The sequence below is a fragment of the Wolbachia endosymbiont of Tuta absoluta genome (genome assembly GCF_059414725.1).
The window spans coordinates 1-1,893 of record NZ_JBNRJY010000606.1 but is presented as its reverse complement, the minus strand read 5'-3'; the positions used below and the strand labels follow the sequence as shown (position 1 = coordinate 1,893).

General features: G+C 33.3%; 1 protein-coding gene, 1 other RNA gene and 1 pseudogene. All 3 read right to left on the bottom strand.

Annotated elements, in window-relative coordinates; translation table 11 throughout:
• Nucleotides 1-312: 312 nt before the first annotated feature.
• Nucleotides 313-741, bottom strand: coding sequence for a ClpXP protease specificity-enhancing factor SspB (locus ACJ5GX_RS06780; RefSeq protein WP_007302665.1), 429 nt, complete (start codon nucleotides 739-741; stop codon nucleotides 313-315).
• Nucleotides 742-757: 16 nt separating this feature from the next.
• Nucleotides 758-1,095: a transfer-messenger RNA gene (gene ssrA / locus ACJ5GX_RS06775) on the bottom strand.
• Nucleotides 1,096-1,543: 448 nt separating this feature from the next.
• Nucleotides 1,544-1,893, bottom strand: a pseudogene (locus ACJ5GX_RS06770) (GTPase ObgE); the annotation flags it as partial.

Genomic DNA, 1,893 nt, shown 5'->3' with positions numbered 1-1,893 from the left:
TTAATCGTGAGAAGGAACTGCTACTCAAGTGTTATTTGCTTAACAAATTTACTGAAATAGGCATGGCTAAGTTTGATATAGCTTCATGAATTTATTATACATTACCCACTATCCGAAGAGCTGTGCAACAAAGCCCACTGGGATCCAGATTGGCACTAAGTTGGTAAACATGAAAGCGCTTTATAACGTTTTTGATGTGAAAGCTAATGTCAGCTACTCAAATGATACCATTTGTTATAAACTCACTTTTACTCTATGGTCTTGTCGATATCCTGAACAGATACAATATTTTTTATTTATAAAATGAAGTAACTACTTATCGTAAAGTTGATCTATAGATATAATACTACCATTTGATGACTTTTCAGCACATTTCTCACTTTCATATTCTTTATCAGAATCAACGCTAAATACTAAAGTATCTCCTGAAATTTTATCATGAAACTCACTAATAGCAAAAAACGGTACAGTGACTTGTTCTTGTTTTCCACGAAAGCTCAAACTGACGCTAAACTTATCTTCAAGAACTTTTAGACCAAAAAATTGATGCTGTAATATAATAAGCATTTGAGTAGGGTATGATTCTTTCAAGTAGTCTGGCATGACAACACCATTAAAGCGCGTAAAAAATACTATTTCTAAGTGAGGAGTAAAAACATTATCTAATATAGTATTCAAAGCCTTTTTGATAACTTGAAATTTAGCATAACTAAGCGACTTCTGATAATCTGTTTTATCCATATAACCCTTACATGTTTGGGGGAACTTCTGTTACCCGGCGTTCCCTAAACCGTGCTTATAGCAATGAAGTTATAGTGCCTAAATTAAGCAGCTAATGCAACATTGTCTTCAGCAGCAAAGTTATCGTTTGCATCTAAATTGTGAACTCTTAGCGGTGGTATCTAACCGAGCAAAGCTACCATCTTTACTATGCATGTCGATCCTTACTCGCCCCCGTATCAATCAAAAAATATGGTGGAGGCGCCGAGTACTGCCCTCGGGTCCAATACACCTATTACAAGGTAATTTTATTGCCATAGTGTATAAAAAATACACATGCTTATTATACAGTAGTATTGAATAAATGTCAAGTTATTGAACTCCAAATTGATTGGCAACTAAAAAACTAATATAAAAATTACTTCGCCTATTTATCTAATCTTAGTATACTCACAGTAGAGGTATTTTTAGAGCTCAAAATCTATCTTCGTCTGCAGACTTTTCTATCAAATAATCAAACTAAGTAAAGAATGTAGCGTATCTTCTTCAGCGCACATGGGTGCACACATATGCTTAATCTCTGTCGTATGTACGTTACATTTTTTCTGTTCTTTATTAATAAATATGGGGGATTCTATGCCTAATTCTTAACAAAAAACTACTCAAATGCTTTTGTAGCTATTGAATTTCTGAGTTCAAGAAGGCAAGAGACAGTGTGAGAAATGGCACAAGCCGAAAAAAAGATAAGTTGTGGAACAAAAAATGCAGACAACTGTGGAAAATTACCCACTGGAATCCAGACTTTGATTGTCAAATAAAAAATTCACATCTTAAAAGGATCATATACATTAATTTCCTTAATTTTCACTTTTTCATTTAATAATCTTAAGATGGGCTGTAAATCATCGTCGATTGATAAGCACAGTACTTCTCTATCAAGATAATTGGCTAAATGATTCTTCTTCTCAAGAATTTCTGTTTCTTCCAATAAGTCACATTTATTTAACACTACAATTTCCTCTTTTTCAACAAGATCGCTATTGTAAAGCTTCAGTTCATTATGCGTACAATTATAAGCTGAAATAATTTCATCGTGAGTTACATCAATTAAATGCAGTAAAATTTTGCACCTTTCTATGTGCTTTAAAAATTTGTGTCCGAGCCCAACTCCAA